The sequence below is a fragment of the Saccharopolyspora elongata genome (assembly GCF_004348985.1).
In the GTDB taxonomy this organism is placed as follows: Bacteria; Actinomycetota; Actinomycetes; order Mycobacteriales; family Pseudonocardiaceae; genus Saccharopolyspora; species Saccharopolyspora elongata.
In genome coordinates, this window is the sequence record NZ_SMKW01000006.1 from 34,732 (window position 1) to 57,183 (window position 22,452).

At 69.2% G+C, this 22,452-nt stretch carries 20 protein-coding genes; 12 read left to right on the forward strand and 8 right to left on the reverse strand.

The features are described from left to right. Positions 1-74 precede the first annotated feature (74 nt). The 3 genes from E1288_RS06805 (at position 75) to E1288_RS06815 (ending at position 4,250) form a co-directional block, all read left to right on the forward strand. Positions 75-2,351, forward strand: a complete 2,277-nt coding sequence (locus E1288_RS06805; RefSeq protein ID WP_132482344.1) for a S9 family peptidase — start codon at positions 75-77, stop codon at positions 2,349-2,351. Positions 2,352-2,568: 217 nt separating this feature from the next. Beyond that, positions 2,569-3,510: an ATP-binding cassette domain-containing protein gene (locus E1288_RS06810; protein WP_132482345.1), complete on the forward strand. Its 942-nt coding sequence runs from the start codon at positions 2,569-2,571 to the stop codon at positions 3,508-3,510. Beyond that, the gene (locus E1288_RS06815; protein WP_132482347.1) at positions 3,507-4,250 is read left to right on the forward strand and encodes an ABC transporter permease; all 744 of its coding nucleotides are present in this window, start codon (positions 3,507-3,509) and stop codon (positions 4,248-4,250) included. Before E1288_RS06810 ends, E1288_RS06815 begins: the two co-directional genes overlap by 4 nt. Here E1288_RS06815 and E1288_RS06820 read toward each other — a convergent pair. Continuing rightward, positions 4,234-7,374: a BTAD domain-containing putative transcriptional regulator gene (locus tag E1288_RS06820; protein ID WP_132482349.1), complete on the reverse strand. Its 3,141-nt coding sequence runs from the start codon at positions 7,372-7,374 to the stop codon at positions 4,234-4,236. The genes E1288_RS06815 and E1288_RS06820 overlap by 17 nt on opposite strands. Positions 7,375-7,526: 152 nt before the next feature. Between E1288_RS06820 and E1288_RS06825 the strand changes: the two genes are divergently transcribed. Beyond that, positions 7,527-8,747, forward strand: a complete 1,221-nt coding sequence (locus E1288_RS06825) for a cytochrome P450 (RefSeq protein ID WP_132482351.1) — start codon at positions 7,527-7,529, stop codon at positions 8,745-8,747. Between the two features lie 172 nt (positions 8,748-8,919). On the opposite strand, the gene E1288_RS06830 is transcribed toward E1288_RS06825, so the two are convergent. From E1288_RS06830 to E1288_RS06850, 5 genes are all read right to left on the reverse strand, one after another. Next, on the reverse strand, positions 8,920-10,080 hold the full coding sequence (locus tag E1288_RS06830; protein ID WP_132482353.1) for a hypothetical protein: 1,161 nt from the start codon (positions 10,078-10,080) through the stop codon (positions 8,920-8,922). A gap of 56 nt (positions 10,081-10,136) precedes the next feature. Then, complete coding sequence (locus E1288_RS06835; RefSeq protein ID WP_165968016.1) at positions 10,137-10,586, reverse strand: RpiB/LacA/LacB family sugar-phosphate isomerase; 450 nt, start codon at positions 10,584-10,586, stop codon at positions 10,137-10,139. Between the two features lie 121 nt (positions 10,587-10,707). Continuing rightward, positions 10,708-11,532: an HAD-IIB family hydrolase gene (locus E1288_RS06840; protein ID WP_165968017.1), complete on the reverse strand. Its 825-nt coding sequence runs from the start codon at positions 11,530-11,532 to the stop codon at positions 10,708-10,710. Between the two features lie 33 nt (positions 11,533-11,565). Next, positions 11,566-13,719 carry an ATP-binding protein gene (locus E1288_RS06845; protein ID WP_132482359.1) on the reverse strand — a complete coding sequence of 718 codons (2,154 nt, stop codon included), beginning with the start codon at positions 13,717-13,719 and terminating at the stop codon, positions 11,566-11,568. Between the two features lie 224 nt (positions 13,720-13,943). Beyond that, positions 13,944-15,350 carry an MFS transporter gene (locus E1288_RS06850; protein ID WP_235883387.1) on the reverse strand — a complete coding sequence of 469 codons (1,407 nt, stop codon included), beginning with the start codon at positions 15,348-15,350 and terminating at the stop codon, positions 13,944-13,946. A 258-nt stretch (positions 15,351-15,608) separates the two neighbouring features. Between E1288_RS06850 and E1288_RS06855 the strand changes: the two genes are divergently transcribed. Together E1288_RS06855 and E1288_RS06860 are read left to right on the forward strand one after the other, a co-directional pair. Continuing rightward, complete coding sequence (locus tag E1288_RS06855; RefSeq protein WP_132482361.1) at positions 15,609-15,974, forward strand: hypothetical protein; 366 nt, start codon at positions 15,609-15,611, stop codon at positions 15,972-15,974. 87 nt (positions 15,975-16,061) lie between these two features. Then, positions 16,062-16,655: a uridine kinase family protein gene (locus tag E1288_RS06860; RefSeq protein ID WP_132482363.1), complete on the forward strand. Its 594-nt coding sequence runs from the start codon at positions 16,062-16,064 to the stop codon at positions 16,653-16,655. 6 nt (positions 16,656-16,661) lie between these two features. Here the strand turns inward: E1288_RS06860 and E1288_RS06865 are convergent, their stop codons facing one another. Beyond that, the gene (locus E1288_RS06865) at positions 16,662-17,027 is read right to left on the reverse strand and encodes a hypothetical protein (RefSeq protein WP_132482365.1); all 366 of its coding nucleotides are present in this window, start codon (positions 17,025-17,027) and stop codon (positions 16,662-16,664) included. Between the two features lie 173 nt (positions 17,028-17,200). Between E1288_RS06865 and E1288_RS06870 the strand changes: the two genes are divergently transcribed. The 3 genes from E1288_RS06870 (at position 17,201) to E1288_RS06880 (ending at position 19,620) form a co-directional block, all read left to right on the forward strand. After that, positions 17,201-17,626, forward strand: coding sequence for a Fur family transcriptional regulator (locus tag E1288_RS06870; RefSeq protein ID WP_132482367.1), 426 nt, complete (start codon positions 17,201-17,203; stop codon positions 17,624-17,626). Between the two features lie 33 nt (positions 17,627-17,659). After that, positions 17,660-19,123, forward strand: a complete 1,464-nt coding sequence (locus E1288_RS06875) for a catalase (RefSeq protein ID WP_132482369.1) — start codon at positions 17,660-17,662, stop codon at positions 19,121-19,123. Positions 19,124-19,233: 110 nt separating this feature from the next. Continuing rightward, positions 19,234-19,620, forward strand: a complete 387-nt coding sequence (locus E1288_RS06880; protein WP_132482371.1) for an ankyrin repeat domain-containing protein — start codon at positions 19,234-19,236, stop codon at positions 19,618-19,620. 285 nt (positions 19,621-19,905) lie between these two features. Here the strand turns inward: E1288_RS06880 and E1288_RS06885 are convergent, their stop codons facing one another. Next, a complete protein-coding gene (locus E1288_RS06885) occupies positions 19,906-20,382 on the reverse strand; it encodes a TetR/AcrR family transcriptional regulator (protein ID WP_132482373.1) in 477 nt (158 codons plus the stop codon). On the opposite strand from E1288_RS06885, the gene E1288_RS06890 reads away from it, so the two are divergent. From E1288_RS06890 to E1288_RS06900, 3 genes are all read left to right on the forward strand, one after another. Further along, the gene (locus tag E1288_RS06890; protein ID WP_132482375.1) at positions 20,381-20,566 is read left to right on the forward strand and encodes an NAD(P)H-dependent oxidoreductase; all 186 of its coding nucleotides are present in this window, start codon (positions 20,381-20,383) and stop codon (positions 20,564-20,566) included. The two genes, E1288_RS06885 and E1288_RS06890, sit on opposite strands and share 2 nt — an antisense overlap. A gap of 312 nt (positions 20,567-20,878) precedes the next feature. Then, the gene (locus E1288_RS06895; RefSeq protein ID WP_132482377.1) at positions 20,879-21,391 is read left to right on the forward strand and encodes a toxin-antitoxin system HicB family antitoxin; all 513 of its coding nucleotides are present in this window, start codon (positions 20,879-20,881) and stop codon (positions 21,389-21,391) included. 76 nt (positions 21,392-21,467) lie between these two features. Continuing rightward, positions 21,468-22,190 carry a DUF4097 family beta strand repeat-containing protein gene (locus E1288_RS06900; protein WP_328592441.1) on the forward strand — a complete coding sequence of 241 codons (723 nt, stop codon included), beginning with the start codon at positions 21,468-21,470 and terminating at the stop codon, positions 22,188-22,190. Positions 22,191-22,452 lie beyond the last annotated feature (262 nt).

Genomic DNA, 22,452 nt, shown 5'->3' on the forward strand with positions numbered 1-22,452 from the left:
CCCTGCATCCCTGCCGTGATGGCACCGCCGTGGCATCGCCATGCCCGAAATCGACACCGAAAAGGACAGAACAGATGACCACCACCCGGGATTACCAGGCCGCGGAGCAACTCCTCCGCCGAATGGCCCGCCCTGGCGAGCTCGTCGTCGGCGACAAGATCAGGCCGCAGTGGATCGACGGGGGAGACCGTTTCTGGTACGGGGTGAGCAACGGGGTCGGCAAGCGGTTCGTGCTGGTCGACCCGGCGGCGGGCACCCGCGAGCCGGCCTTCGACCACCCCCGGCTCGCCGCCGCGCTGGCCGCGGCCTCCGGGCAGCAGGTCGACCCCGAGGCGTTGCCGTTCCGGGCCATCGAGCCGAGCGGGAACGCCGTGGAGTTCGACGCGTTCGGCGAGCATTGGCGCTGCCTCCTGGACAGCTACGCCTGCGAGCGGGCCGAGGGCGCGCCGCCGGGCAACCCGCTGGAGGTGCCGTCACCCGACAAGAAGTTCGCGGTGTCCCAGCGGGGGCACGACCTGTGGGCGCGCTCCCTTTCCGATGGCCGCGAGTGGGCGCTGACCACCGACGGCGAGCCCGCCTACCAGTACGGTTCCGGCCCGGACTGCACGCGCAACCCCACCCTGCTGCGCAAGTTCGGCCTGCCGCACCTGCCGCCGGCCGTGGCCTGGTCGCCCGACTCGACGCGCGTGCTGGCGCATCGGACCGATGAGCGCGGCGTCCGGCAGACCCACTTGGTGGAGGCCAGGCCCGCCGACGGCGGCGCCCCGGTGCTGCGCACCCAGCGGTACGCCTACGCCGGGGACGAGAACGTGCCGCGGGCCGAACTGGTCGTGCTGGACGTCGCCGAGGGCACCGTGGTCCGCGCGCAGGCCGAGCCGCTGCTCATGACGCAGCTGTCGCCGATCATGATCAAGTGGGCTTGGTGGGCGGGCGACGGCTCGGCGGTGTACTACCTCGGCCAGCCCCGCGACCTGCACACGCTCACCCTGCACCGGCTGGACCCGGCCACCGGTGCGGTCACCACCGTGCTCAGCGAGACCGGGGCCACCCGCGTGGAGCCGAACCAGTGGATGACCGGGGAGCCGATCGTGCGGGTGCTGGCCGACGAGGTGCTGTGGTACTCGCAGCGGGACGGCTGGGGTCACCTGTACCGGTACGACCTGCACACCGGCGCTCTGCTCGGGCAGGTCACCTCCGGGCAGTGGGCGGTGCGGCAGATCCTGCACGTCGACGAGGCCGAGCGGGTGGTGTACTTCACCGCCTCCGGGCTGGTCGACGAGGACCCGTACCGGCGCACGGTGTGCCGGGCCAACCTGGACGGCACCGGCTTCGCCAAGGTCACCGACGACGGGCTGGACCACATCGTCACGGCGCCGGACACCATGGCGTACTTCATCGACTCCGCGTCCACTGTCGACACCCCGCCGGTGTCCAGCGTCCGCGACTGGACCGGTCGGGTGCTGGTCGAGTTGGAGCGCGCCGACATCGGCAAGCTCACCGCCATCGGCTGGACGCCGCCGGAACGGTTCCGCGTCAAGGCGGCCGACGGGGTGACGGACATCTACGGCGTGCTGTACCGGCCGAGGGGGTTCGACCCCGCTCAGCGCTACCCGGTGGTGGACAGCGTCTATCCAGGCCCGCACCTCACCCGGGTCGACCCGTGCTTCGACCCCGGCGGGATGGGCGCCGACGCGGAACCCATCGCGGCGCTGGGCTTCGTGGTGGTCGCGGTCGACGGGCGGGGCGCCCCGGGGCGGAGCAAGGCCTTCCACGACGCCTCCTACGGCCATTTGGCCGACGCGGGCTGCCTGGCCGACCACGTCGGGGCTCTGCGGCAGCTGGCGGAAACCCGGCCGTGGATGGACCTGGACCGGGTGGGCGCGTTCGGCCACTCCGGAGGCGGGTTCGCCACCGTGCGGGCGATGCTGGACTTCCCCGGGGTCTACAAGGCCGGCGTCGCCCTCGCCGGCTCGCACGACCCGCGCTACTTCACCCTGGGCTACGCGGAGGCCTACGACGGCGCGGACAACCCGGAGGCATGGGCTCGCGCGTCCAATGTGGACATCGCCGATCGGTTGGCGGGCAAGCTGCTGCTCATCCACGGCGAGATGGACGACCAGGTCCACCCGGCTCACACGCTGCGGCTGGCCGACCGGCTCATCGCCGCCGGCAAGGACTTCGAGCTGCTCATCGTGCCCGGGGCCGAGCACCTGTTCATCGACTGCCTGCAATACGTCCGCACGCGCGGCTGGGACTTCCTGGTGCGCGAGCTGCTGGGCACGCAGCCGCCCGCCTACCGTCCCGCCCCCATCTCCATCGATCCCGAGTTGCTCGGCGAGCTCTTCGCCTGAGTGCCACACCGAAGACGAAAGCCCGATGGCTGCGCAACTACGGCGCAGGTCTTCCGGGCCACATGCGCGGACACCGGGCCGAGCAGGCAGATCGCCTGCTCGGCCCGGTGGTCGTAGGGCGTAGCTGTCGGCGGATCAAACGGGCGCACACGCCGTGTCAGAACCCGTGTCAGGTCGAGGGCAGGCCGGTGTCAGGTCGGCCGGTGACAGTGATCGCATGACGGATTCAGCGATCACGGCTTCCGGGCTGCGGAAGTCCTACCAGGACAAGATCGTGCTCGACGGCATCGATCTGAACGTCCGTGCGGGCACGGTTTTCTCCCTGCTCGGACCCAATGGGGCGGGCAAGACCACGACGGTGAACGTGCTGACCACGTTGGTGAAGGCCGACGGCGGGACGGTCCACGTGGCCGGGCACGACCTCGCGACCGAGGCCAAGGCGGTGCGCGCGGCGATCGGGGTCACCGGCCAGTTCGCGGCGGTGGACGAGCTGCTGACGGGGCAGGAGAACCTGCAGCTGATGGTGGACCTGAACCAGGCCCCCGCCAACGGCGGCAAGCGGATCGTCGCAGAGCTCCTGGAACGCTTCGATCTGGTCGAGTCGGCGCAGAAGCCCGCGTCGGCCTATTCCGGGGGCATGCGCCGGAAGCTCGACCTGGCGATGACGCTCGTCGGCAACCCGCGGATCATCTTCCTGGACGAGCCGACGACGGGTCTGGACCCGCGCAGCCGTCGCACGATGTGGTCGATCATCCGCGAGCTGGTGGCCGATGGCGTGACCATCTTCCTCACCACCCAGTACCTCGAGGAAGCCGACCAGCTCGCCGACCGGATCGCGGTGCTCGACCAGGGCCGCCTCGTCGCCCAGGGCACTCCCGACGACCTCAAGCGCCAGATTCCCGGCACGCACGTCCGGCTCCGGTTCACCACCGTCGCCGAACTCGACGCGGCCGCGCGGATCATCGCCGGCTCCACGCGGGACGACGAGGCGCTGACCCTGCGGGTTCCCAGCGACGGCGGGACGAAGTCGTTGCGGGCCCTGCTGGACAGGCTCGACGAGCACTCGCTCAGCGCCGAAGCCTTCACCGTGCACACGCCGGACCTCGATGACGTTTTCCTCGCCCTCACGGGCCACACCACGGAGGTGGTCGCGGAATGAAGTCCCATTCGATGGTGATGTTGCGCCGCAACTTCAAGCACATCGCCCGGAATCCGACCTCGGTGTTCAACGCGGTCCTGATGCCGGTCGTGGTCATGCTGATGTTCGTGTACATGTTCGGTGATGCCTTCAGCGTCGGCGTCGACTACATCGACTACGCGACGCCGGGCATGCTCCTGCTGGCCGTCTGCTACGGGCTGGGGTCCGTGGCGACGTCGGTGAACTCCGACATGACCAAGGGCATCATCAACCGCTTCAAGGTCATGGACGTCCCCCGCGGTGCGGTGCTGACCGGTCACGTCGTTGCCAGCCTGCTGACCAACCTGGTCGCCATCGCGGCGATCATCGGAGTCGCCTTCCTGCTGGGATTCAGCCCGTCGGCGAGCCTCCTCGACTGGCTCGGCGTGATCGGTGTCGTCGCGCTGCTCGGTTTCTCGACCGGCTGGCTGACGGTCGCCTTGGGATTGGCGGCGAAGTCCCCGGAAACGGCGGGTCTGGCCTCGGTGCCGCTGGTCATGCTCCCGTTCTTCAGCAGCGCGATCGTGCCGGCGGAGAAGATGGGGCCCGGCCTCCGGGAATTCGCGGAGTACCAGCCCTTCACGCCGATCATCGAAACCCTGCGCGGGCTGCTCGACGGCGCGCCGGCCACCGGCGACATGATCGCCGCCCTCGCCTGGTGCGTCGGGATCGCCGTCGTCGGGTACCTGTGGGCGTCCGCCACGTTCAACAAGCGAGCGTGACCGCGACCAACTCGCGCCAGCTCGCCTGCGCGCCTTCCTGCGTCGCCTCGGTGAACCTCGCGTCACCGAGGCGACTTCGCGCGGCCTGCTCGATCCGGCCCACATCCGGTTGGGAACGATCCGGCAGACCGCGCACGCCGGCGCTCGCCGCGAGCAGGCGCGCGGCCTGCTCGTGCTCTTCCTGGCGCAGCGCCAGGTCCGCGATCCCCACGATCACCTGCGCGATCCCGAGTGGGGTCCCCGCCTCGGACGCCGCCTGGACGGCTGCGGCGCGGTGTTCGCGGACCTCGTCGAGATCCTCGGCGAGGTAACCGAGCAGGTCGTGCCTCATCGCGCGGATGTTCGCCCGCTCGGCGTTATCACCCAGCATCGCCGTCGCGACGTCGAGTTGCAGGCGTGCCTGCTCGGCGTCACCGCTCCAGCGGGCGAACTGCGCCTTCGACAGGGCCAGCTCGGTCAGCGCCCCCGGCCAGGCGACCCGCTCCGCGGACCGCTGTGCCTCTGCCATGGCAGCCGCGCTCGACTCCTCGTCCCCCGCCAGCCAGTACAACTGAGCCTGCCGCGACCGCATCGGCACCACGTCCTCGGCGGCGCCGACCTCGGAGACGACCGCGATCGCCTGCTCGTAGTACGTGCACGCAGTGGCGAACTCGCCGCGCACGGCGATTCGATCCGCCAGCTCGGTCAAGGCGAACGAAATCCCCCACCGTTCGCCCAGCGCGCGGAACTCGGTGAGCGCCGTCTCGAGATGAGCATCCGCATCCCGGTCGCCGTGGCCGAGCATGATCCGCATCTTGCCCAGCTGCAGCCGGGCAAGAGCGCGCGCCCAGGGATCCTCGTCGGTGAGCAGCGGTTCCCACGCCGGAACGTACGCGTCCGGCGTTTGCACCAGGCGTTCCAGCGCGGCGACGAGCCCTACCGCCGGGTGATGGCTCTGGACGCGTCGGTTGATCTCGTACACCTCGTGGATCCAGTCCGCCGCCTGGAACTGGTCGCTCTCCCGCCCGGAGGTCATGAACCCCGTGGCAAGCGCGTACACGACGACCCGGATCTCATCGGCCACCTCGCCGGGCATGGCGATCGCCGCCATGATCAGCTCGTTGCCCTCGACCTTGTGCCCGCCGAGCCACCAGTACCAGCCGGCGGTAGCGGCGAGCCGCATCGCCCCGTCCGCCTCGCCGGCGGCGAGCGCACCGCGCATCGCGGCGATGATGTTGTCGTGCTCGGCCTCGAGCGTGGCGAGCCATTCCAATTGCTCGGCGCGGCGAAGGTGCGGCTCCGCGATTCCGGTGAGTTCGGTGAAGTACGCGAGATGCGCACGGCGCGTCAGATCCGATTCCCCCGCCTCCGCGAGGCGCTGCTCGGCGTACTCCTTGATCGTGCCGAGCATCCGGTAGCGCGTCGCCCGGTCGCCCGCGGTGACCACCAGCGACTTCTCGGTCAGCGCGGTCAGCAGCTCGAGCACCTCGCCAGGCTCGACCGCATTGCCGGCGCAGACCTGCTCGGCCGCTTCCAGGCTCGCGCCACCGGCGAACACCGAGAGCCTGCACAGGACCAATCGTTCGGCGTCGGTGAGCAGCTCCCAGCTCCAGTCGATCACCGCGCGCAGCGTCCGGTGCCGGGGCAGCGCGGTCCGGCTGCCGCCGGTCAGCAGGCGGAACCGGTCGTCGAGCCGATTGGCGAGCTGGTCGAGGGACATGGTGCGCAACCTGGCCGCGGCGAGTTCGATCGCCAGCGGCATCCCGTCCAGTGCCTGGCAAATGCGCGCCATGGTCGACATCGTGCGGGCGTCGATCGCGAGGTCCTTGCGCACCGCGCCGGCTCGGTCCCGCAGCAGCCGGATGGCCGGAGCGGACTCGATCTCCCCGGGGTCGGCGTCTTCCGCGGGGAGGACCAACGGCGCGACCTGCCACAGCGCCTCACCGGTGATGCCGAGGGATTCCCTGCTCGTCGCGAGGATCCGCAGCCGCCGGCACTCTCCGAGCACCCGGTGGGCGAATGCCGCGGCGGATTCGATCACGTGCTCGCAGTTGTCCAGGATCAGCAACATCTCCCGCTCGCGGAGCGCGGCGATGACCCGATCCGTCGGTTCCGCGTCCGGTGCGTCGCCGAGCAGCGCATCCCGCAGTTTGAGCGCGGCGAGCGTCGCTTGCGCCACGTCACCGTCGGCGCCGATGGGCGCGAGTTCGACCAGCCAGGCCCCGTCCGGCAGGTCGCCGAGCAGCGTGCGCGCGGTTTCCGCGGCCAGCCTGGTCTTCCCCGAGCCGCCCGGCCCGATCAGGGTGGTGAGCCGGTGTTCGGTGCTGAGTTCGCGAACCGCGGCGACGTCGGCGTCCTTGCCGACGTAGCTGGTCAGCTCGGCACGCAGGTTGGTCTTCCGGCCCTCCTCCGGCCGTCCCAACTCGCCCCGCAGCAGCGCGACGTGCAATCCGGAGAGCTCCGGTGAGGGGTCGACGCCCAGCTCGTCGGCCAGGGTTTCCCTCGTGCGCTCGTACACGAGCAGCGCCTCGGTGTCGCGACCGGTCGCGACGAGGGCGCGCATCAACGCGGCGACGAGCCGTTCCCGCACCGGATGCGCGGCCACCAGGTCGGTCAGTTCCGTGACCAGCTCCGCACCGTGGCCGAGGCTGATCTCCGCATCGAACCGATCCTCCATGGCTGCCAGGCGCAGCCCTTCGAGCCGGGTGACCGCCGCGTCGAACGCTGCGCTGTCGGCCAGACCGACGTCCTGCATGGCCGCACCGCGCCACAGCGCCAGGGCCTCGCGCAGCCGCCGCACCCCCCGTGGATCCGCATCGTCGCGGGCGTGGGCGACGAGGTGTTCGAACCGCACGGCGTCGACGGCGTCGGGTTCCACCCTCAACCGGTAGCCGTTCGGCTGTCCCTCGACCGACCCTTCCGGTAGCGCCTTCCGCAGCCGGGAAACCAAGCGCTGCAAGGCATTCGCCGCGTCGGCGGGCGGGTTCTCACCCCAGATCCAGTCGACGAGCGTCGACTTCGGGACCACGCGACCCGGTTCGAGCGCGAGCGCGACCAACAGCCCGCGCAACCGGACGCCCGGCACGTCGGCTAGGACGCCGTCATCCGTGCGAACCTCGAATGAGCCAAGCATCCCGATCTGCACCTGGCTGATTTTGCCATGGGCGACGGGCCGGCCTCCGCCTGTTGACGCGACGCAGGAGACGTTTCCGTCATGGTCGGTGTCAGAGCCGTGTCAGGCGCATGTCAGGTCCGGCGGCGATCGTGGCTGCAACGACCGCCACGAAAGGAAGACCGATGACTCAAGCGGTTCCCATCCCGCAGGGCCTCCCCATGGAGCGGAACGCGGGCCCCTTCGACCCGCCCCGCGAAATCTCCCGGCTGCGCGACGCTCGCCCGGTCAGTCCCATGCTCTTCCCCGACGGTCACGAGGGCTGGCTCGTCACCGGCTACGAGGCGGTCCGCCAGCTCCTGGCCGACACCCGGTTCAGCTCCCGCCAGGACATCGGCGTGATCCACGTGCCGTACGAGACCCCCGGCATGCCCGTCGCCACCGAACCTTCCCCGCAGATGCCGGGCCTGTTCGTCGCCATGGACCCGCCGGACCACACCCGGCTGCGGCGCAAGCTCACCGGCGCCTTCACCGTCAAGCGCATGAAGATGCTCGAAGAGCAGATCATCGCCATCACCGAGCGGCAGCTGGACGAGCTGGCGCGACTCGCCCCGCCGGTCGACCTGGTCAAGGAGTTCGCGCTGCCGGTGCCCTCGCTGGTGATCTGCGAACTGCTCGGCGTCCCCTACGCGGACCGGGATACCTTCCAGGCCAACTCCTCCCAGTTCATGGTCAAGGACCAGACGCTAGAGGAGAAGGTGGCTGCGATCGGCGCCATGAACGCGTACCTCGCCGAACTGGTCACGAGCAAACGCGCCGAACCCGGCGACGACATCCTGTCCGACCTGGCCCGCCACGACGACCTCACCATCGAGGAGCTGACCGGCGCAGCCTTCCTGCTGCTGCTCGCGGGCCACGAGACCACCGCCAACATGCTGGCACTGGGAACCTTCGCCCTCCTGGAGCACCCCGAGCAGCTGGCCGAACTCCGCGCCAACCCGGATCTGCTCCCGGATGCCGTCGAAGAACTCATGCGCTACCTGTCCGTCGCCGACGTCTTCTACCGCTACGCCGCGGAGGACATCGAACTCGGCGGTGAAACGATCCGCGAGGGATCGACCGTCGTTGTCTCGCTGCTGGCCGCCAACCGCGACCCCCAGCGCTTCGACAACCCCGACGCCCTGGACATCCACCGCAAGGCCCGCGGTCACCTGTCCTTCGGCCACGGCATCCACCAATGCCTCGGCCAGCAACTGGCCCGCATCGAGATGCGCGCCGGTTTCGACGGGCTGCTGCGCCGTTTCCCGGCCCTCGAGCTCGCCATCCCCACCGACGAGGTGAAGCTCAAGACCGACATGAACATCTACGGAGTCCACGAACTGCCGGTCACCTGGACGACCCGGTAGAACGGGGAAAGCGCCTTCCGGGCCTGTCCTCTGGATCAAATCCACCCGGTTCAGAGGACAGGTTGCCGAGGAGAAGTACCAGGTGACCGGCCCTCCGGTCCTTCTCCGGTGACTGGCCGGTGACTCGCACCGCCCGAAGTCGTGGGCCATCGGCGGCGCCGCATGGGTTGCGTTAATAAGGGAATACGTCCCGGTAGTACTTCCCGGGCGGTGGCTCGTAGGCGGCGTCGAACCAGTCGTGCGCTATCGACAACTTTCCGGACAAGCGGGACAGGATCGCCTCCGCGGCACCTAATATCGCGGGGAACAAGGACTTCAGCTCAGGGCATGCGGTGTCCGCCGCGAGGAGCAGTGCGCGGAAGTAGAACTCGACCGACTCGTGCGCGTACCTCCTGCGGTAGCCGGTTTTGTGCACCAGGAGGTAGCAGAGCCGGCGTCCGCCGAGCCGGTACAGGCGGACCAGCAGGCCGACGGCCAAGCGGGTCGCGTCCGGGTCGTGCGGTAGCCAGCAAAGCCGGTCGCGGCCGGGGATTTCACCCATCCAGGTCGATTCGTGGACCAGCAGGCTGATCGGATCGTCCTCGGGGACCGTCAACTCGCCGCACGAGGAGAAGTCCACGTGCACGATGGGATTCGATTCGAACGGAGAACCCGCGCCCGGCGACCAGTTCGCCACCAAGTCCTGCACCGACCGGCGCTGCTCCTCCACCGACTTTCGGCCGCGCCACATCTCGGGCCACTCGAGTATCAGGTTCTTCGGTGCCGCGTCGCGGAACGGGACGAGGCAGGACACCTGCCGCAGGCAGTCCTCCGCCCACCGCGCCTCGGTTTCGATCGCGACCATGTCCAGGCCGAGCCCCAGGCCGTGGTCGATGATCGCCAGCAGGGTCGTCAGCTTTTGCCGCACCGGGTACAACTTCGGGGCGGCGTACCCGCGCCCCGCATCTCGTACGAGCACCTCCTGCAAAGCCGCGCAGGACGCCGCGCAACGTTCGACGAGGAGACTTCGAAGCCGGTTCGCGCGGTCGTCGACCCCCTCCAGTTCGCGCAGCAGCTCAAGCACGTTGTACACGCGGATGCCTTCCACGTACCGCAGGTCGACGTAGTTGTCGGCGACACCGACGACCGACGGGGTGGAACCGCCGGCCAACTCGCTCGCGACGCTCAGGTAGCGGACCTCCGAATCAGCCTGCCTGCGTTCGGAGAAGTGCTTGCGCAACACCCGAGTCCCGCTGTCCCCGACGACCACTTCCAGCGACCGCTGCTCTTTCCACAGGTCGTCGCGGAAGAGCGAAAGATGTTTGACCGTGGGAGCTACAACCGAGAACACCATCCGCTCTCCGCCTTCTGCTGCCGGTCACGAGCACATCCCGGGGAACCGGTGGAGTGCTAGGCGTCGACGCTCCAGGAGTCGAAGGCGTCGAACATGGCCCGCCTAGCCACATCTCCGTCGTACGACGCCTGGTACCAGCTCGACAGGATCTTCTCCAGGTCGATCTCGTCCAGGGCCCACGACGAGAGGCACAGCACGTTGGCGTCGTCGTAGACGCGCGCCCACTCCGCGGACCGGGGGGTCATGCAGAGGCTCGCCCGAACCCCCGGGAACCGGTTGGCGCCGATTTCGACGCCGGCGCCGGTTCCGCACACCAGCACGCCGCTCGTCGCCTCCCCGTCGCGCACGGGCCTCGCCACCTGCGGGATGAACTCCTCCAGTTTGGCCGAGGGGTTCTCGCCATCCCGGTAACCGAACTCCTCGAACGCGGAACCGGCATTTTCCAGGAATTCCCGAATTCGGACCAATGCGGGTCCGGCGTGGGCGTCACCGGCGATGACAATCATGAAATCCTCCAGAATATCGCTCATCTTGAGGCGTGGAACCAGTGCCCGCAATGATGAATATCGCAGCATGCAGCATAGCGGGGAATTGCTCATCGGCCCTAGTCCGGGCGGGTAGTGATCGTTAGTTCCGCCGCAGTACGGACCGGGCCGCGATCTCACCCATCACCAATGCGCGTAGGGCTACGGAAACACCGTCCTCGTCGTTGCTGGGCGCGAGGTAGCCGGCCGCGCTGCGCACCTCCACACTGCTGTTGGCGACCGCGACCGAGTAGTCCACCGCGGAGAACAGCGGCACGTCCGCGACTCCGTCCCCGATGGCCAGGGTGCGCACTCCCGTGCGCGGCTGCACCAGCGATTCGACCACTCTGGCCGCCGTCGCCTTGGACACCCCGGCCGGCATCACTTCCAGGTAATCCGGGTACGAGACGAACGAGACGAGGTCCTGCCGTTCCCGCAGCGCCCGGTGAAGAAGCCGAACGGTCTCCGGTGCTCCGACGATCATCAGCTTGACCGCGCCGGCCAACCGCTCGCCGATCGAGTCCACGTACTCCGGGACCGACTTCGATCTGCTGAGCGCCACCGTTCCGGCGTGCTCCGCGGCGACGTACCAGGTGGTCGCGTGGTACACCCACAGGGCGCAATCCGCGGAATCCGCCAGGCGGAGGACGTGTTCGGCCGCGCCGACCGGGAAAGAAGCGGAATATGCGATTCCACCGGTCGCGCATTCGGCCACGACCGCCCCATTGGAGGCGATCACGTAGGTCGGGAATTCGAGGAGTTCGCGGGCGATCCGGAAGCACGCGGCCGTGGACCGGCCCGATGCGATCACGATATCCGCGCGCTCCTGCACCAGGTCCACTGCCGCCCGGACGCGCGGACTCAGGTTCAGCTGCGAATCCAGCAGCGTTCCGTCGACGTCGATGTATGCGATCCAGCTTTTGCCCATGCGAACCAACCCAACAGGCATCGATGAACCTCGCTAGCCCTCGTCGAGGGCCGACAACTTCTCCTGGACCTTCGCGACGTCGAGCATCCGCAGCTGCGATCGGTAGAGCTCGAGCGCCTGCTGCCAGAGCTCCCGGGCACGTGCCCGCCGCCCCAGCGCCACATGCGCTTCCGCGAGTCGGTCGAGAGCGCTGGGCTCCCAGTACTCGTTGCCCAATGCGCGGAACACCTCGATCGCTTCGCGGTAGTAGTCGATCGCCGCGAGGTGATCGCCCGTGTTGTGGGCGATGTACCCGAGACCGTCGAGCGCGTGGGCTTCCCCCTCCTGGTAGCCGGAACTGCGATGCAGCGCGAGCGCTTCCGCACAGCGATCTCGTGCCTCGTCGTAGCGCCCCAGCTGCGCGCTGAACCACCCGACCTGGCTCAGCGAGGTGGCCGTCCGGGTCGGATCCGCGAGCCGCCGGTAGATCTCGAGTGCGCGTTGCGCGTGTTCCAACGCATGCCCGTTCTCGCCGTGAGACTCCCAGGCCAGCGCGAGAACCTGGTGGGTGTGGGCGGCACCCCGTTCGTCGCCGGTCGCTTCCGACGACGAGAGGGCGTGCTGCAGGTGGTGCACCGCGTCGTCGTGGCGGCCGGCCCTGCTGTACGCGTCGCCCAGATTCCGGTGGGCCAGCACCATTTTCCCGGCGTCGCCCAGCTGCTCGGCCGCGACGAGCGCGGACCGCCAGTTGATCAGGTTCTCGTGGATGTAGGCCCGGCGCCGGTGGTAGGTGTCCAGCGCCTCGACGAGGTTCCACGCCCGGACGTACCAGCCGTGATCGACCGAGTTCCGCACCGCGATGAGCAGATTGCCGTGCTCGGCGGCCAACCATTCTGCTGATTCGGAAGAATCGGCGGCCGTCAGCGGAAGGCTGCCGCGCTCGGGAGGCTCCAAGACGAGTTCCCGGGTGCGGGAGTACAGCTGCCGGGAACAGTCGTAGGCCGTGTGGAGGTAGAAGTCCACCAGCCGCTCGAGCGCCCGGTCCCATTCCTCGCCGGCTTCGAGCTGTTCAGCCTCTTCGGCGGCGTAGAGCTTGACCAGGTCGTGCATCCGGTAACGACCAGAGGCGCTTGCGTGCACGAGGTTCGCGCGTTCCAGATCGCGCAGCAGGCCAAGCGTTCGGCGGATCGGGAGCCCAATGAGGCTGGCAGCGGCGACCGAGCTCAGATCGGCGCCCGGCACGAGCCCGAGCAGCTTGAAGACCTGCGACTGCGGCTGCGAAAGCGCCTGGGCAGACCAGGAGAACACGGCACGCAGGTCGACCCCGGGGCCGCCCGCATCGAGAGCGTCGAGCCGACTGGATTCCTCGCGGAGCTCCCCGGCGAGCACATCCAGCGGAATCTCCGGTTGCAGGGAGATCCTGGCCGCCACGATGCCGAGCGCCAGCGGCAGGCCGCCGCAGTGGTCCAGCAGGTTCGAGACCGCCTCCGGATGCCGATCGACGCGTTCCCGGCCGAGGTGACCGACGAGCAGGTCGTGCGAGTCCGATTCGCTGAGCACGTCCACCGACAGCGGATGAGCGCCGTACACCGCGACGAGCCCGGCGAGCTGGTAGCGACTCGTGACCAGCACGGCGCAACCGGAACTTCCGGGTATCAGCGGCAGCACCTGGTCTGCGTCGCGGGCGTTGTCCAGGACGACGAGCATCCTGCGCCCGGCCATCAGCGTCCGGTACAGGGCCACCTGCGCTTCCGGATCGGCGGGCAGATTGCTCGGCGAAACGCCGAATGCCTCCAGGAACGTGCGCACCGCCGTCGACGGGTGCACCGGCGTCCCGGAAGGGTCGAATCCGCGGAGGTTCACGTACAGCTGGCCGTCGGGGAACCGGTCCGCGTTCTGGTGCGCCCAGTGAATCGCGAGGTAGCTCTTGCCGATTCCGCCGCTGCCGCTGATCGCCGTGATCATCACCGTGCTGTCGTCCGCGTGGGAGCGCAGTATCTCGGTGAGCTGCACCAGCTCGCGGACCCGACCAGTGAAGAGCCGCGGTGCCGCCGGGAGTTGGCGGGGCAGAGCGGCCGGCCGGTCGGAACCGCCCAGGTTGATGTCACCGGTAATGGTGCCGGCCTGGATGACGTGACCGCCGACCAGCGCGGTCATTTCGTTGCTCGCGGATTGCATCTGCGGTGCCGGGTTCTCATCGGACGCCATCGTCACCCTCCGACTGCCCTACCTGAAGATCGAGGCTAGCAGCGCTCGGACCACGTCGTGGGCGACCTTGGCGGAGAACGAGCAGACCGGGTTCGAAGGCTCCGCGCGTTGGGAACTGGCGGTCGCAGCGTCTGCTGGGGTGAGCCAGGTCAGGACCGGTGCGGGTTTGCGCCGGCCCTGACCGCTTTTTCAGGCGGTTTTCACGCCTGTCGGGGGTTTAGGGTTTAGCCGACTTCTGGTTCTTTCTCCGGCTCGGGCATCGTGATTCGTCGGGTGATCAGCCAGGCCGCCGCCAGTCCTGCGACGGCGAGCGCGCTTGCCGTGACGAAGGGGTCGATGCTCGTTGCCAGGGTTGGGGCGAAGGCGATGCCGATGTAGAGGGCGATTCCCGTTGAGCCACCGAGTTGGTCCGCCGCCCGCTGGATTCCCGATGCCACCCCCGCATCGTCTTCGGTCACGCCCGTGACCGCCGCGTACTGCAGCCCGACCAGGCCGAAGCCCATGCCCGCCGCGATCAGCACCATCGCCGGGATGGTCGCCGCCGCGCCTGCTCCGCCGGACGACGGGATCGCGATCGCCGCCATTCCCGCTGCGGTCAAGGCGATCCCGGCTCCCGCGCACGCCCTGGCGCCCCAACGCTCCAGCAGTCGAGGCACGAACGTCGCAGCCGCGACGAGCGACATGGCCAGCGGGAGGAGCATCAGCCCCGCCTCGAGCGGGGTGAGGAGGGCGCGCTGCTGGAGATGGAGGGTGAACAGCATGAACGACGTCGACAGCGCCGCGCTGAGGAGCGCGGTGGAGAGGTTGGCCATGACCCGCGTCTTGTTGCGGAAGAACGTCAGCGGGATCAGCGGCGCCGCCGATCGCTTTTCCACCACGACGAAAAGCGCCCCGGACACCGCCGACGCGATCAGGACGACGGCCGTGATCCACGGGGCCGTGCCGCCCTCGCCCGCCTCGATGACGCCGAACGCGAACAGCAGGGGCGTGAGCGTCAGCAGCAACGAACCCGGCAGGTCGAGCGGAACGCGTGCCACGGCACTGTCCGCGGGGACGAGTGCGATGGCGCCGATGATCACCAGCACGACGAACGGAACGCTGACGAGGAAGATCCACCGCCAACCGTAGAGTTCCGTGATGATCCCCGAGAGCACGAATCCCACCACGAGGCCGGTGCTCGCCACCGCCGCCCACACGCTCAGCGCGCGAGAGCGGCGAGGGCCTTCGGGGAACATCAGGACGATCGTCGCCATCGACGCCGGCAGCGCGAGCGCCTCGCCGACGCCTTGCAGAAGCCGCGCCACCACCAGCAACGGGAACGACGGCGCGAGGCCGGCGAGCAGCGAGGCGGCCCCGAAGAGCGCGGTCCCCGCGATCAGGACGCGTCGTCGGCCGAGCACGTCGCCGAGGCGGCCGCCGAGCATCAGCAGTCCGCCGCCGGTGATCGTGTACGCGACGACGACCCAGGTCAGCTCGCGGGCGCTCACGCTCAAGCCCGCCCCGATCGACGGCAGCGCCACGTTCACCACGGTCACGTCGATGGCGATGAGGAACTGCAGCGTGGCGAGGCAGCCGAGAACGGACCACGCCCGGATGTCAGCCCGGCGTGGATTGGAAATGTCCGAGGTCAAGAGGGTGCTCCGATTTCCGAGAGGAATCTGAGCAGCACGAAGAGGCCGCTCCGGTCCAAGACGTGGAGCGGCGGAGCGTTAGGAGAGCACCGCCGCTAGCGGAGCGTCCTCGTGACGGCGGCCGCGGCCGCGGCAGAAGCGCCAGACATGCCGAGCAGGCTAGCACCGCGATGAGCGCGTGCCGCAACGGTTTTTACGCCGTCGCGACCGACTCGCGAAGGCGGCCTTCCGGAGGGCCGGCGTTGGTAATCTTCCGGTATGCCTGTTTCCGGGGCCGTTCGCGAGCGAATCCGCGCCTTCTTGGACGAGGGCGACGAGATCCGGTACGTCTTTCCCGCCACCATTCCGATGAGCGTTCAGTCGAGCGTTCTGGTCGTCGTGAGCCGCGCGGCCGTCACCGTGCTGTCGACCGGTTTCTGGTCCACGAAGGTGCCGAAGTCGGTCGTCGCGCGGCTTCCGCGCAACACCGTTCTCGGCCCGGTGAGCACGCAGACCACGCCGTACTTCAGCCTGGACGGCGTCGATTACGAGATCGACGACGAGTACGTCGCCGTGGTCAACGCCGCCGACGCGGAAATCGCGTCGCCGCAGGACCTTCCGCAGGATCCGCTGCCGGACCTCTGACTCCGCGGTGCCCGGCGGTCCGGCGGCGCTTCGGATCCGTGATACTCCGGTGGTTTCGTCCGGCTGGTTTTGGTTGGGGTTCTTTCGTTGAGTGTTGGGTCTGCTGTGCTGGCCGGGCTCGTGCGGTGGGCGCGCGACGGTTCTCCCCGGCTCGGTCCTTCCGGCGGGGAGGGGCGGCTCGTCGTCGTCGACGGGCCCGCCGGTTCGGGCAAGACGACGCTCGCCGCTCAGTTCGCGGAGGCGCTGCCCGCTCAGGTCGTGCACATGGACGATCTGTACGAGGGGTGGAGCGGGATGGCCGGTGGCGTTGAGCGGCTCGGTGAGCAGGTGCTCGATCCGCTGGCCGCCGGCCGGGACGGTCGGTACCAGCGGTACGACTGGGACGCCGGCGCGTTCGCGGAGTGGCACGACGTTCCGCGCGCGCCCTACCTCGTCGTCGAGGGCTGCGGGGCGGGAGCGCGGCGGTTCGCCGACCTCACGACGCTCCTGGTGTGGGTCGAGGCCGAGGACGCGGAGCGCCTCGATCGCGGCATCGAGCGCGACGGCGACGACGCGCGCGGCCACTGGCACGCCTGGATGGCCGCCGAGCGCGCGGTCTACCAGGCCGAGGGCACTGCTCGGCGGGCCGACGTGCGCGTCGACGGGTGGGGCGCGGTCACCTGGCCCGTGACGGGCCTGTAGGGACGGCTAGACGTCGAGGTACCGGTGCCGGTCGTCGGCGGGCGAGATCAGGACTCGGCCTTCGCGGATCTGCCATTCGCTGGTGCCGTCGATCTCGTGGCTCGCGAGGAACAGGCCCCGGACTCGGTCGCCGTCCTCGTCGGAGGCGGGGACCCGGGCGATCTCGGTGAGCTGGTCGAGCAGCCAGCTCGCCGCGAGCTCTCGGACGTCGCCGCCGTAGAAGGCGTAGCAGGTCCAGTTGAAATGCCGCTGGGGCAGGCCCCAGCCGTGGGAGTAGTGGTCGTCGTCGTGCGCGGAGATGATCTCCCGGATGGCGGCGAGCTGCTTCTGGTCGCACTCCAGCCAGCCTCTGATCGACACGTAGACACCCACTCGTCAGCCCTCCGTCACTCGTACGGGTCATTATGATCTTCGGGCATGTTCGGTCCGTTTGGCCAGGTCGAGCTGGGTGCGGGGCTGGCGCGCGGGGTTCTTCGCCGTTGCCGGAGGGGCGTCGCGCGAGTCTTTATTTGATTCGTTCCAGAAAAGCTGGTAGGTATGGGTACATGCCGTCCATCGATGCCGTCGCCCTCCTCAAGGAGGCGTCGTTGCGGGTGACCCGTCCGCGGGTTGCCGTGCTCACGATGGTCTCGGACAATCCCCATGCGGACACCGACACCATCGCGACCGCGGTCCGCCGCGAGCTCGGTTCGGTGTCGACCCAGGCGGTCTACGACGTCCTGCGCGCGCTGACCGAGGCGGGCCTGGTCCGTCGCATCGAGCCGGCCGGTTCGCCCGCCCGGTTCGAGACGCGCGTGGGCGACAACCACCACCATCTGGTGTGCCGAAATTGCGGTGCCATCGCCGACGTCAACTGCGCTGTGGGCGAGGCGCCCTGCCTGCACACCGAGGACCCGCACGGATTCGTGCTCGACGAGGCCGAGGTGACCTTCTGGGGCATCTGCCCCGACTGTCTCTCCCGTGCCGAGTGAGCCAGTCAACATCCCACCACCGAGGAGCGAGTTTTGCCCGAGAACAACCAGAAACCGTTGACCACGGTGGCCGGTGCGCCGGTCCCTGACAACCAGAACTCCCTGACCGCCGGTCCGCGCGGCCCGATGCTGCTGCAGGACGTCTGGTTCCTGGAGAAGCTGGCGCACTTCGACCGCGAGGTCATCCCGGAGCGCCGGATGCACGCCAAGGGCTCGGGTGCTTTCGGCACCTTCACGGTGACCAACGACATCACCCAGTACACCAAGGCGAAGATCTTCTCCGAGGTCGGCAAGAAGACCGACCTGTTCATCCGGTTCTCGACCGTCGCCGGCGAGCGCGGCGCGGCCGACGCCGAGCGCGACATCCGCGGCTTCGCGCTGAAGTTCTACACCGACGAAGGCAACTGGGACATCGTCGGCAACAACACCCCGGTGTTCTTCTTCCGCGACCCGCTGAAGTTCCCCGACCTCAACCACGCCGTGAAGCGCGACCCGCGCACCAACCTGCGCAACGCCGAGAACAACTGGGACTTCTGGACCAACCTCCCCGAGGCGCTGCACCAGGTCACGATCGTGATGTCGGAGCGCGGCATCCCGGCGTCCTACCGCCACATGCACGGCTTCGGCTCGCACACATACAGCTTCATCAACGCCGAGGGCGAGCGGTTCTGGGTCAAGTTCCACCACCGCACCCAGCAGGGCATCAAGAACCTGACCGACGCCGAGGCCGAGGAGCTCATCGGCAAGGACCGCGAGTCGCACCAGCGCGACCTCTTCGACGCGATCGAGCGCGGCGACTTCCCGAAGTGGAAGCTGTACGTGCAGATCATGCCGGAGGCCGACGCCGACACGTACAAGTACCACCCGTTCGACCTGACCAAGGTGTGGTCCAAGAAGGACTACCCGCTGATCGAGGTCGGCGAGTGGGAGCTCAACCGCAACCCCGACAACTACTTCGCCGACGTGGAGCAGGCCGCGTTCACCCCGGCGAACGTGGTGCCGGGCATCAGCTTCTCGCCCGACAAGATGCTGCAGGGCCGGCTGTTCTCCTACGGTGACGCCCAGCGGTACCGCCTGGGTGTGAACCACCACCAGATCCCGGTCAACTCGCCGAAGAACCCGGTGAACTCCTACCACCGCGACGGTGCCATGCGCGTCGACGGCAACCAGGGCGCCACCCCGGGCATCGAGCCGAACTCCTACGGCCGCTGGCAGGAGCAGGCCTCCTACCGCGACCCGGTGCAGGCCGTGGGTGCCGTCGCCGACCGGTTCAACTACCGCGAAGACGACGACAACTACTTCGAGCAGCCCGGCATCCTGTTCCGCAACATGTCGCCGGAACAGCAGCAGGTGCTCTTCGAGAACACCGCGCGGGCGATCGACGGCGCCTCGCAGGCGACCATCGAGCGGCACATCGCCAACTGCACCAAGGCCGACGCGGCCTACGGTGAGGGCGTCCGCAAGGCGATCGAGGCCCTGGCCGCGAGCAAGGGCTGACGCCGCCTAGGTCTTCGACCTGGACAGCAGGAACGGCGGCCACGGGAAGCCGTGGCCGCCGTTCCTGTCCCGGAACCGGAATTCCCAGACGTGATCAGGAAGAGCTGCTGATGAGCCACGGTGGACTGACCCCGGAGCAGACCGAGCGCGTCGTGGCGATCGCCATGGACCTGGCCCGGGAAGGCGAAACCGCGCAGCTCGCGGAGTTCGTCGACCACGGACTCCCGGTCGACGTGGCCGACCAGGGCGGCAACACCCTGCTCATGCTCGCGGCCTACCACGGGCACGCCGCAACCGTGCGCGCGCTGCTCGACCGCGGCGCGAATCCCGACCTGCGCAACGAGCGCGACCAGGCGCCCATCGCCGGTGCGCTGTTCAAGGGCGCAGATGAGGTGGTGGCCGTGCTCCGCGAGGCCGGCGCGGACCTCGACGCGGGGACGCCCAGTGCCCGGGCCGCCGCCACCATGTTCGGCCGGGAGCACCTCCTCGCCGACTGAGGTGCGACCTCGTCGCATTGATTTCACTTGCCCTGAGGTTTTTCAACCTCGTTTTGGGTGGCGGTGCGGGTAGCGGAACCTCAGAGGCTCCCTGGTCCACGGCGGAGGGGCCGTCCTCGCCGAGGGAACCCCGGAGGGGTGGGCACCGTGAACCCGCGGCGGTGCCAGTGTCGTAGGTGGGCTATGCGCCTGCGGCGCATGCGACATCCCATCGACGTGCAGCTTTGCGACCCGCGACTGCGGGCCGACCAGGATGAAAAACGCTCCCTGCAAGGGCTTTTGTCCTCACAGGATTCTGCGGGCCAATGCTGCCAAGGCCGCTTTGATCCGCTTCGCCTCCATCCCCAGGGTTTCGTGCTGGTGCCGGAAGACCTCCGGGGCCAGCGGCGCCAGCAGGGAGTCCGTCAGGGATTCCGGGTCTGCCAGGGAAGATTCCGCGAGCAGCGAGCGGACGTGCGCTCGCCAGAACCCGTGGGCGCCCGTCTCGAACCGGGATCTGCCCACTTCGGTGCCCAGGACCAGGTGGATGTGCCGTTCCAGCAGGTCGACCATGGCCTCGTAGAAGGCCGCCAGGCGTTCGGCCGGCGGCGCGCCCGGTCCCAGCGGCGGGTCGCCGCGCAGCAACTTCTCCTGCAGCGCCCGCTCGTGCTCGTCCAGCAGGGCCGTGGCGATGGATGCGCGATCCGGGTAGCGGCGGTACAAGGTCGCGCGTCCCACGCCGGCTGCGTTCGCGATGTCCTCCATCGTGAAGGAGTCGACCATGCTGCTCCACCTCGACACCAGCGCGCGAAGCCGCTCGTTCTCCCGGGCGCTCACCGAGCGCTTCGCCCTCGCCTGGCAGTCCGCCAACCCCAGTCAGGACTACGTCCACCGCGACCTCGCCGCAGAGCCGGTGCCGCCGATCGGGCAGGCGTGGACCGAGATCTGCGCCTCGCGCTCACGCTGATCGTGGGCGGCGTCGCGCTCGCCAGGGTGAGCGAGACGGCCCAGTAGAACCGGATGCGGCCGACGAAGTGCGCCCGTCGTCGGCGTCCGTGCGGCCAACCGCCGGCGCCTGACGCCGCGCCCGATGATGGGCCCGGGTGACCAGCGCGCACCGGGTGTTCACCTGGGGCCTGATGCCACTGGGTGCCGCGCCGCGCCTGCGCGGCGTCAGCCAGCCGAAACGCTGATCGTTCTCGGTCGCGGACCCGGGCCCGTGCCGCGCCGAGTGCCATGGATGGTTGCGCTGGTGCCACGTTGGTGCCATGATGGCGCCATGGATATTGGGGTGTATGTCGACGGCATCCGGCGGGAGCTGGCCGTCGCCGCCGAAGTCGGTGGCGACGATGCCCGGGAGCTCGCCGAGCGGCTCACGACGCCATTGGAGTCCGCCCTCCGGCTGACGCTGCTGGACGCGTTGTCCTCGGCTGCCGACGAGATCACCCGCGAACTCGCGCCGGGATCCGTGGACCTGCGGTTCCGCAGCGGGGAACCGGAATTCGTCGTGACGGCGCCACCGGTGGCCCACGGCGCGGCGGCTGACGAAGCCGAGAGCGCGCCGGCGGAGGTCCGGCCGGTCCTGGAGGCCGACGAAGGCGCCATGTCGCGGATCAACGTCCGGATGCCCGAAAGGCTCAAGGCCCGCGTCGAGGAAGCCGCCGGGCGAGAAGGCTTGTCGGTCAACGCGTGGCTCGTCCGGGCCGCCGCCGCTGCGGTGGAACCCGTCGAGCGGCCCGCCGGGCGCGGCACCGGCCGGCGCGGGCAGCGCTACACCGGGTGGGCGCGCTAGCGGCGCGCTCCGACCCGTACACACCACACGTCCTACCAGCGAGGACGCTCACCGAACACGATCTGAGGGGACAGCCATGTCAACTTTCGACACTCCGGAGCCGATTTCCGCCACGATCGACGTCGTCCTGGGCGACGTGCGGATCGTCGCCGCCGACCGGGCCGACACCGTCGTCGACGTGCGGCCGACCGACCCGTCCCGGAAGGCCGACGTGCGGGCGGTCGAATTGACCCGCGTCGAGTTCTCCGATGGCGAGCTGCTGGTCAAGACGGAGAAGCGGTGGCGGCACTACGGCCCGCGCGACGGCGGATCGGTCGAGGTGCTGATCGAGCTGCCGACCGGGTCGCAGGTGCGCGGCGAGTCGGCGCAGGGGGACTTCCGCGGCGAGGGACGGCTCGGCGAGTGCCGGTTGCGGACCTCGGTCGGCGCCATCCGGCTCGACGCCACCGGCCCGCTGAACGCGAAGACCGCCACCGGCGCGGTCACCGTCGACCACGTGGCGGGCCCGGCCGAGGCCGCCACCGGGTCCGGCGAGCTGCGGATCAGGCGGGTCGACGGTGCCGGGGTGTTCAAGAACTCCAACGGGGAGACCCGGATCGGCGAGATCGGCGGTGAAGCGCGGCTGAGCGCGGCCAACGGCGGCATCACCGTCGAGAAGGCGCGCGACTCCGTCCGGGCCAAGACCGCCAACGGCGACATCCGGATCGGCGAAGTCGCGCGCGGCACGGTCGAGCTGGACGTGTCGGTGGGGAGCTGGAGGTCGGTATCCGCGAAGGGACCGCCGCGTACCTGGACCTGAACACCACGATCGGTCGCGTGCACAACTCGCTGGACAGCGTCGACGCGCCGGGAGACGCGGAGGAGACCGTCGAGGTCCGCGCCAGCACCGTGAGCGGTGACATCATCGTGCGCCGCTCCTCGCTCGTCGACGAATGATGGGCGGATAGCCCCGAAAAGCACCACGCCGCCGTACTTTCCGGCGGTGACCTTCGCCAGGACCGAGGTCTTGCGCCACGATTCCGGCCCTTGACGGGCCGATGTTCACGCGGATGCGCTTCCTG